Origin of the sequence: Micromonospora sp. D75 (assembly GCF_018070405.1) — a bacterium.
Classification (GTDB): domain Bacteria; phylum Actinomycetota; class Actinomycetes; order Mycobacteriales; family Micromonosporaceae; genus Micromonospora; species Micromonospora chalcea.
The window spans coordinates 1-7,355 of the sequence record NZ_JAGPXV010000285.1; the positions used below are offsets into that span (position 1 = coordinate 1).

Here is a 7,355-nt window from a genome sequence, read left to right on the forward strand (position 1 = left end):
CGGGTCGAGGAGAACGGCCGTCGCGGGCCGGCCGCCGTGGACGTCGCGCTCAACTCCCGGGTCACCTGGCGGCTACGGCTCGTCGGCGGCGTCAGCGAGCAGCGACTCGACCTGGGCGACGCCCGGCTCGCCGGGATCGACCTGGTCGGCGGCGCGTCGCGGACCCGGCTGCTGCTGCCCCGGCTGAACGGGTCGCTCACCGTCCGGATGACCGGCGGGGTCAGCGAGCTGACCGTCACCGTGCCCGGCGGGCCGCCGGTGCGGGTGCGCGTCGCCGCCGGGGCCGGCTCGCTGACCGTCTACGACGAGCGGCACGGCGGGATCGCCGCCGGTGACCTGGTCAGCTCACCGGGCTGGGACCGGGCGGCCGAACGGCTCTACCTCGATCTGGCGGCGGGCGCGAACGCGGTGAGCGTCACGGCGGACTGAGCGTACAGTCGGGGCGGTGGACCGCACCGAATCCCTGCCCGCGCAGACGCTCCCGCCCGGCGTCGGCCCGACCGACCCGGGCAGCGTGCTGCTGCCCGGGCACGACGTCCCCCTCGGCCGCTACACCACGGTGCGCCGGCTGCTGCCCCAGCGGCAGCGCCGGATGGTCGGCGCGTGGTGCTTCGTCGACCACTTCGGGCCCGACGACGTCGCCGACCGGCCCGGCATGGAGGTGCCGCCGCACCCGCACACCGGCCTGCAGACCGTCACCTGGCTGCTCGACGGGGAGATCCTGCACCGCGACAGCCTCGGCAACGTCCAGCCCATCCGCCCCGGCCAGCTCAACGTGATGACCTCCGGGCGCGGCATCGCCCACTCCGAGCGCTCCCCGCTGGTGCACCCGCCGCTCATGCACGGCGTACAACTCTGGGTGGCGCTGCCCGACCCGGCGCGCGCCGGCGACCCGGACTTCGCCCACCACGCCGACCTGCCCCGCTTGCGCGACGGCGACCTGGACGTCACGGTGCTCGTCGGTGAGTTCGGCGGGCAACGCTCGCCCGCCGTCGTGCACACCCCGCTCGTCGGCGCGCAGCTCGAGGCCCGCGGCGCGGCGCCGGCCACGCTGCCGCTGCGCCCCGACTTCGAGTACGCGCTGCTGGCCATGTCCGGCGCCGCCGACTGCGACGGCGTGGCGCTGGCTCCCGGCGCGCTGCTGTACCTGGGCCTCGGGCGAAGCGCGCTGACCCTGAGCGCCGAACCGGGGACCCGGCTGCTGCTGCTCGGCGGCACCCCGTTCGACGAGCCGCTGGTGATGTGGTGGAACTTCGTCGGCCGTTCACACGAGGAGGTGGTGGCCGCCCGGGAGGACTGGATGGCCGGCCGCCGCTTCGGCGTCGTCGCCGACGACGCGGCGCCGCCGCTGCCCGCGCCCGCGCTGCCCACCACCCGGCTCAAGGCCCGCGACCGCAGCGGCGGCGTACGCGGCTGACGGTCGTACCCGAATGCCGGGCCGTCGCCTGGGTAGTCGGCGGCATGCCGACACACACCGCCACGCGCAGCGTCGAGGAGAAGAAGCGGCTGGCCCGCCGGCTCGCCGGGGACGGCCGCGGCTTCGCCGAGTGCTTCGGGTTCCGGGTGACGAACAACCCGGCCCAGTTGTTCCAGGTCCTCTACCTGTCCGTCCTGCTGGCCCGCCGGGGCGACTTCCACCGCGCGGTCGACGCGGCCACGGCGCTGCGGGACGCCGGGTGGGACACGGCGGCGCGGATGGCCCGCTCGCGCCACGAGGACCGGGTACGCGTGCTGCGCGCCGCCGGGCTGCGCGGCGACCTGGCCGGGCTCGCCGACACGCTCGGCGACCTGGCCCGCACGGTCGTCGACACGTACCGGGGCGACCTGCGCCGGCTGCGCACCGCCGCGCGTCAGGACCCGGCGGGGGAGCGGCGGCTGCTGACCGCACTGCCCGGAGTGGACGACGAGGTGTGCGACCTGTTCCTGCGTGAGGCGCAGGCGTTGTGGCGCGAGGCGGCGCCGGTGGCCGACCGTCGAGCGCTCGCGGCGGCCCGCCGGCTCGGCCTGGGCCGTACCGCCGGTGACCTAGCCGGGCTGGCCGGCAGTGGTGAGTCGGAACAACTGTCGTGGCTGGTCGGAGCGCTGGCGCGAGTGGACCTGGAACGCCGGTACGCCGAGGTGACCGCCTGAGCGCGTACGTGCGCCCGGACACAGTTCCGCGATTCTCACCCGTTCGGCTGATGTTGCGTCGTATGATGATCGTGGCAGCGATGCCCGCCCGGTTCGGGCGAACATCTCACCGCCTCGCGGTCGCGACCCGGTTCGGGCGTGAACCGCGGGGGACAGGTGCTGCGTGGCGCCCCAGGTCGCGGTTCGTGACCCGGGGCGCTCGCCTGTCCGGGCTGCGCGACCGGCCACAGAGGAGCCCAGCTTTTCCGCACGCGCAGAGGCCGGCGGCCGTGTCGCCCGCCGGCTCTCCCGCCGTGCTCAGATGCCGCGCAGGTGCTGCGACACGCGCGGGTGGTTGTCCCGGGCCTGCGCCGCGCGCTGCGAGCGGCTCACCTCCGGGGCCGCGTCGATGCCGGCCGAGCGGGCCACCTCGGTGCCGTTGGCGTAGTCCACCGGGGGCAGCGCGCGCAACGCCCGCAACACGTCCGGCGGCGCGCCCTCCCGCTCCGCCTCGCGGATGACGTCGTCCTTCCCGGCCGGGTAGTCCAGCGCGGACAGGTACTCCAGGACATCCGAGTAACTCGCCATCAGTCGGGCTCCTCGCGGCAGTAGTTGGGGTCACGACCGGGCGGCGGTTACCCGCCGCGCCGCCGCTCACGCCCGCCGCCGCCGGAAAACCTGCCGCCCCGTCGCAACCGTTTCCGCCGCGCCGGGGCGGGTAGCCGCGCTGGGCGCACCGAAGGGGGTACCACCGATGCACTACCTGACGTTCGTGGGCCGGGTCGCCCGGCTCACCGGCACCAGCGAGGACCGCGCCGCCACGCTCACCGCGGCCACCCTGGAGACGTTCGCGCAGCGGCTGACCGGTGGCGAGGTGCTTGACCTGGCCGCGCAACTGCCGAAGCCGCTGCAGGGGCTGCTCAGCCCGTACCCGCGGGACGAGGCGGCCGAGCGGTTCGGCGCGGCGGAGTTCGTGGCCCGGGTCGCCCGCCGGGCGGACTGCGACGAGAACACCGCCCGCGACGCCGTACGCGCGGTGTTCACCACGATGCGCGAGGCGATCGGCGGCGGCGAGTTCCAGGACGTCGTGGTCCAGTTCCCGCGCGACTACCGCGACATGGTGGAACCGGCGCTCGCCCCGGCCGCCGCGCGCCGGCGCTGACCGCCCACGATCAGGCGATCACACCGGCCGCCCGCAGCGCGGCGATCCGGGCGGCGTCCACCCCCGCCTCGGCGAGGCCCTCGTCGGTGTTCTCGCCCGGCCCCGGCGGCGGGCGCCGCACACATGTCGGGGTGGCCGAGAAACGCGGCGCGGGCGCCGGCTGGGTGACCCCGTCCGGCGCGACGAAGGTGTCCCGGGCGCGCAGGTGCGGGTGCTCGGGCGCCTCGGCCCAGTCGAGCACCGGCGCCACGCAGGCGTCAGTGCCGGCCAGCAGCTGCGTCCACTCGTCCCGGGTGCGGGTGCGGAACAGCCGCGCCCAGGCGGCCCGCAACGCCGGCCAGTTCGCCGGGTCGTCCCGGTCCAGCGCGTCGCCGCTGTCCGGGCCGTCGTCGCCGTCCAACGGGAAACCGGTGAGCCGGACCAGTTCGGCGTAGAACTGCGGCTCCAGCGCGCCGACCGCCACGTACCGCCCGTCGGCGCACTCGTACGTGTCGTAGAAGGGCGCGCCGCCGTCGAGCAGGTTCACGCCGCGCGGGTCCTGCCACAGCCCGATGCCGCGCAGCGCGTGGATCTGGGTGGCCAGCACCGAGACGCCGTCCACGATGGCGGCGTCGACCACCTGGCCGGGCGCGCCGCCGCGTACCGCGTACAGCGCCGCGACCACGCCCAGGGCCAGCATCATGCCCCCGCCACCGAAGTCGCCGAGCAGGTTCATCGGCGGCACCGGACGCTCACCGGCCCGGCCCACCCCGTGCAGCGCCCCGGTCAGCGCCAGATAGTCGATGTCGTGTCCGGCGCTGTGCGCGAGCGGGCCGTCCTGCCCCCAGCCGGTCATCCGCCCGTACACTAGGCGCGGGTTGGCGGTGAGGCAGTCGTCCGGGCCGAGGCCGAGCCGCTCGGTCACCCCGGGCCGGAAGCCCTCCACCAGCGCGTCGGCCCGGGCGGCGAGCGCCAGCACCAGGTCACGGCCCGCGGGCTGCTTCAGGTCCACCGCGATCGAGCGGCGGTTGCGGTTCAGCAGGTCGCCCGGGAACGCGCCGAACCCGCCGCCGCCGGGCCGGTCGATGCGCACCACGTCGGCGCCGAGGTCGGCCAGCATCATCGCCGCGAACGGCCCGGGGCCGATCCCGGCCAGCTCGATCACCCGTACGCCGGTCAGCGGTCCCTGGACTGTCACCTGCGTCACCATAGGGGCCGCGGTGACCAGGCACCATGCCCTGAACCGCCGCCCAGTCTGTTGACCAGGGCAAGCATCCGTGTCCCGACTTGGCGTCCGGTCCGGCGGTGACCTAGCCTTGTCCAGGCGAGGGGAGTACTTCCCAAAAATCATTCCGGTCAGTACGGCAAGCCGCCGAGGCGAGCCCCGGGTGGTTGCCCACGGAAACGTGGGTGAAGGAGACCTCGAACATGACACGGTGTTCGAGGAGGTTCCATGCCCGAATTGTCCCCGCTGGCTGCGGCCGAACTGTCGTCGGTCGGCACGCCCACGCTGTGGGCGGTGACGATCGTCGGCGTGCTCGTGCTGCTGGTGCTCGACTTCCTGGTCACCCGCAAGCCGCACGAGGTCTCCATCCGTGAAGCCCTGGGCTGGTCGGCCTTCTACATCGCGCTGCCGCTGGCGTTCGGCGCCTGGATCTGGTCCCGCTGGGGCAGCCAGCAGGGCATCGAGTACCTCACCGGCTACCTGGTCGAGAAGTCGCTGTCGGTCGACAACCTGTTCGTCTTCATGCTGCTGCTCGCCGCGTTCGCGGTGCCCTCCGTCCTGGCCCAGCGGGTGCTGCTCTACGGCATCGCGGGCGCCCTGGTGCTGCGCGGTGTGTTCATCGCGCTCGGCGCCGCCGCGCTCAAGACGCTCGACTTCGCCTTCCTGCTCTTCGCGCTCATCCTCGTCGCCACCGCGGTGAAGCTGCTGCGCGACGCCCTCAGCGGGCACGAGCAGGAGGTCGACATCAACAAGATGCGGTCGGTGCGGCTGCTGCGCAAGGTCATGCCGGTGGTCGACGAATACCACGGCACCCGGATGACCATCCGGCAGAACGGCCGCCGGGCGCTCACCCCGTTCGCGCTCGTCGTGGTCGCGGTGCTGGCCACCGACATCGTGTTCGCCGTCGACTCGGTGCCCGCCGTCTACGGCATCACCGAGGACCCGTACCTGGTCTTCGCCACCAACGCCTTCGCGCTGCTGGGCCTGCGGGCGCTCTACTTCGTGCTGCACGCCGCGCTGAGCCGGCTCGTGCACCTCAGCTACGGCCTGGCCGTCATCCTGGCGTTCATCGGCCTCAAGCTGGGCCTGCACTGGGCGCACGGCATCTGGGAGGGCGTGCCGGAGATTCCGACGCTGGCCTCGCTCGGCGTGATCATCGGCGTCCTGGTGATCGTCACCATCACCAGCCTCCGGGCCACCCGCAACAGCGGCGACGGCCAGCGCACCGTCGTGCACGAGGTGCAGGGCGGAGGCGGCGCCTGACTCGGTGGGAACCGCTGCCCCGGCACGGCCGGCGGTGGTACGACTGACGGGTGGGAATCGTCTCGCCGGGCTTCCAGGGCCGGCCCCGTTCGTCCGCGACCGACCTGCCGCCGGGGCAGTACCTCACCGAGGACTTTCCCGTGCTCTCCGCCGGCCCGACGCCGCGGGTGCCGCTCGACACCTGGGAGTTCGTGCTGACCAGCGAGACCGGCGCGGAGTACCGCTGGTCCTGGGACGAGATGATGGGCCTGCCGCAGGACACCCCGACGGTGGACCTGCACTGCGTCACCCGCTGGTCCAAGCTCGGCACCACCTGGCAGGGCGTCTCCCTGGACACGCTGCTCGACGGCGTCGACACCACCGCCCGGTACGCGCTGGCGCACTCCTACGGCGGCTACACCACCAACCTGCCGCTGGACGACCTGCGTGGCGGGCGGGCCTGGGTGGTGCACACGTACGACGGGGGGCCGCTGCCGGCCGAACACGGCGGCCCGGCGCGGCTGCTCGTGCCGCACCTGTACCTGTGGAAGTCGGCGAAGTGGGTGCACGGCATCCGGCTGCTCGTCGACGACCGGCCCGGCTTCTGGGAGACCGCCGGCTACCACGACTACGGCGACCCGTGGCGCGAGCAGCGCTACCAGGGCGACTGAGGTGACCGCGCAGGCGCAGGGCCGCCGCGTCGCGCCGCTGATGTGGCGGGTGGCCCGGCTCGTCGAGCGGCGGATCGAGACGCCCACCGCGCAGACGCTGGTGCTGGACGTGCCCGGCTGGCCCGGCCACCTGCCCGGGCAGCACGTCGACCTGCGCCTGACCGCCGAGGACGGCTACCAGGCCGCCCGGTCGTACTCGCTGGCCGGCCCGGCCGACGGCGAGCGGATCGAGGTGACGGTGCAGCGGGTGCCCGACGGGGAGGTGTCGCCATACCTGACCGACACCTACGCCGAGGGCGACCCGATCGAGGTGCGCGGACCGGTCGGCGGCTGGTTCGTCTGGCGTACCGACGAGACCGCGCCGGTGCTGCTGGTGGGCGGCGGATCCGGAGTGGTGCCGCTGATGGCGATGATCCGCGCGCGCCGGGCCGCCGGCAGCCGCACCCCGTTCCGGCTCGTCTACTCGGTGCGCACCCCGGACGACGTGATCTACGCCGACGAGCTGCGCCGCCGCGCCCGCGACGACCAGGGCCTGGACGTCGCGTACGTCTACACCCGCGCGGCGCCCGACGGCTGGCGCGGCGAGCCGCACCGGATCGGCCTCGCCGACGTGAACAGCCACGGCTGGCCGCCGGACCTGGAGCCGCTCTGCTACGTCTGCGGCCCCACCGGATTCGTGGAGACAGTGGCCGACCTGCTGGTGGGGCTGGGCCACCCGACCCGGCGCGTGCGGACCGAACGGTTCGGCCCGACCGGCTGACGACCCGAGGAGAGCGGATGACCGACCTGTCCTACCTGGATGGCAACATGCTCGACGGGCCGTTGCGCGAGGTGTTCGCCGTCGACCTGAGCGCCACCACCGGGCGCTGCGACACCTGCGGGATGACCGGCCCGATGGCCGGGCTACACGTCTACTCGCACGCCCCGGGCCTGGTCGGGCGATGTCCCGCCTGTTCCGGAGTGATGG

At 74.2% G+C, this 7,355-nt stretch carries 9 protein-coding genes and 1 pseudogene; 8 read left to right on the top strand and 2 right to left on the bottom strand.

What is annotated here, in order from left to right; all coding sequences use genetic code 11:
* From KBX39_RS17805 to KBX39_RS17815, 3 genes and pseudogenes are all read left to right on the top strand, one after another.
* Positions 1–429, top strand: a pseudogene (locus tag KBX39_RS17805) (cell wall-active antibiotics response protein); the annotation flags it as partial.
* A gap of 16 nt (positions 430–445) precedes the next feature.
* Positions 446–1,417, top strand: coding sequence for a pirin family protein (locus KBX39_RS17810; protein WP_113973805.1), 972 nt, complete (start codon positions 446–448; stop codon positions 1,415–1,417).
* Positions 1,418–1,461: 44 nt separating this feature from the next.
* Entirely contained in the window at positions 1,462–2,130 is a 669-nt protein-coding gene (locus KBX39_RS17815) for a hypothetical protein (RefSeq protein WP_113973803.1), read from the top strand.
* Between the two features lie 297 nt (positions 2,131–2,427).
* On the opposite strand, the gene KBX39_RS17820 is transcribed toward KBX39_RS17815, so the two are convergent.
* Complete coding sequence (locus tag KBX39_RS17820; RefSeq protein WP_030502657.1) at positions 2,428–2,697, bottom strand: DUF2795 domain-containing protein; 270 nt, start codon at positions 2,695–2,697, stop codon at positions 2,428–2,430.
* Positions 2,698–2,863: 166 nt separating this feature from the next.
* Between KBX39_RS17820 and KBX39_RS17825 the strand changes: the two genes are divergently transcribed.
* Positions 2,864–3,271, top strand: coding sequence for a DUF2267 domain-containing protein (locus KBX39_RS17825; RefSeq protein WP_064446174.1), 408 nt, complete (start codon positions 2,864–2,866; stop codon positions 3,269–3,271).
* 10 nt (positions 3,272–3,281) lie between these two features.
* Here the strand turns inward: KBX39_RS17825 and KBX39_RS17830 are convergent, their stop codons facing one another.
* On the bottom strand, positions 3,282–4,460 hold the full coding sequence (locus tag KBX39_RS17830) for a CaiB/BaiF CoA-transferase family protein (protein WP_210871613.1): 1,179 nt from the start codon (positions 4,458–4,460) through the stop codon (positions 3,282–3,284).
* A 243-nt stretch (positions 4,461–4,703) separates the two neighbouring features.
* Between KBX39_RS17830 and KBX39_RS17835 the strand changes: the two genes are divergently transcribed.
* The 4 genes from KBX39_RS17835 to KBX39_RS17850 form a co-directional block, all read left to right on the top strand.
* Positions 4,704–5,738 (top strand): TerC/Alx family metal homeostasis membrane protein, encoded by a 1,035-nt coding sequence (locus tag KBX39_RS17835; RefSeq protein ID WP_064446173.1) that lies wholly within the window; start codon positions 4,704–4,706, stop codon positions 5,736–5,738.
* 50 nt (positions 5,739–5,788) lie between these two features.
* A complete protein-coding gene (locus KBX39_RS17840) occupies positions 5,789–6,388 on the top strand; it encodes a sulfite oxidase-like oxidoreductase (RefSeq protein WP_043324587.1) in 600 nt (199 codons plus the stop codon).
* 40 nt (positions 6,389–6,428) lie between these two features.
* A complete protein-coding gene (locus KBX39_RS17845; protein ID WP_176722796.1) occupies positions 6,429–7,148 on the top strand; it encodes a ferredoxin reductase in 720 nt (239 codons plus the stop codon).
* A 17-nt stretch (positions 7,149–7,165) separates the two neighbouring features.
* On the top strand, positions 7,166–7,355 hold a 190-nt coding region (locus KBX39_RS17850), incomplete at its 3' end, for a DUF6510 family protein (RefSeq protein ID WP_210871615.1).